1 protein-coding gene is annotated in these 1,430 nt (G+C 64.8%); it reads right to left on the bottom strand.

The window, feature by feature from the left end; all coding sequences use genetic code 11:
* Positions 1-57: 57 nt before the first annotated feature.
* The gene (locus MXD62_RS27500; RefSeq protein WP_248832299.1) at positions 58-1,299 is read right to left on the bottom strand and encodes an IS256 family transposase; all 1,242 of its coding nucleotides are present in this window, start codon (positions 1,297-1,299) and stop codon (positions 58-60) included.
* Positions 1,300-1,430 lie beyond the last annotated feature (131 nt).

Consider the following 1,430-nt stretch of genomic DNA (forward strand, 5'->3'; position numbering starts at 1 on the left):
GGTCATGCCCACGGGGGTGGTGTACGGAGCGTGATGCCGCGTGATCCTGGTTGAATGTTATGCGGTCAGCGCTTCGGGTGTCACGCTGATCTCGGGTGTGTCGGATTTCTTGTTCGTGGCGTCGACTTTCGCGAGGATTTCCAGGCCGAAGTAGCGGTGGGTTTCGATCCACTCGTCGTGTTGTTCGGCGAGGACGGCACCGACGAGACGTACGATGGCGTCACGGTCGGGGAAGATACCGACGACGTCGGTGCGGCGGCGAATTTCCTTGTTCAATCGTTCCTGCGGGTTCGACGACCAGATCTGCCGCCAGACCTCCCTCGGGTACGTGGTGAACGCGAGCAGGTCAGCTTTCGCGCCGGAGAGATGGTCAGCGGCCTTCGGGAGTTTCTCGGAGAGGGCTTCGACGACCCGGTCGAACTGCCCACCGACCTCGTTCGCATCGGCCTGGTCGAAGACAGTTCTCACGAGAGTGGCGACCCACGGCTGTGACGACTTTGGTGTCAGGGTCAGCAAGTCCCGCAGGTAATGCGTTCGACATCTTTGCCACGACGCACCGGGCAGTGTGGACCCGATCGCGTTGACCAGTCCCCGGTGGGCATCGGAGGTCACCAGGCGCACCCCGGACAGGCCGCGGGCGACCAGGCCACGGAAGAACGCCAGCCAGCCGGCACCGTCCTCGCTGCTCACGACGTCGAGGCCGAGGATCTCCCGGTGCCCGTCGCCGTTCACGCCGACCGCGAGCAGGCAGTGCACATTGATCACGCGGCCGTCCTCACGGACCTTCATCGTCAAGGCGTCGGCCTGCACGAACCGGTACGGACCGGCGTCCAACGGCCGGGACCGGAACGCCTCGACCTGGGCATCGAGATGCTTCGCCAGTACCGATACCTGCGACTTCGAGATATGCGCTACCCCGAGCTGCTCGACGAGCTTGTCGACCCGGCGGGTCGATACCCCGAGCAGATAGGAGGTGGCGACCACCGAGATCAGTGCCTGCTCGGCGCGCCGACGCCGGGTCAGGAGCCATTCTGGGAAATAGGAGCCCTGCCGCAGCTTCGGTACCGCCAGCTCGATCGTCCCGGCACGGGTGTCCCACTCCCGCGCCCGATACCCGTTCCGCCGGTTCACCCGCTCGGGGGAAATCTCCCCATATTCCGCGTTGCAGATCCCGTCCACCTCGGCGCCCATCAACGCCTCCGCGAACGCCTTCACCATCGAGCCCAACAGATCCGGACTCGCTGCCATCAGCTCCTTGCCGAACCCCTCGGCATCAGCCACAGTCGGACGCACGGCCATCGCGTATCTCCTCCTCGAGTTCTTGGCGGTTCTCGAAAAGGATCACGCGGTGGTCGCTCTACGTCACGGACCGCCACTCCGGCGAGTCGCTAGACGATCACGATCCGTACACCACGTGCGTGGACTCCACT

The sequence above is a fragment of the Frankia sp. Mgl5 genome (assembly GCF_023242985.1).
Classification (GTDB): domain Bacteria; phylum Actinomycetota; class Actinomycetes; order Frankiales; family Frankiaceae; genus Parafrankia; species Parafrankia soli.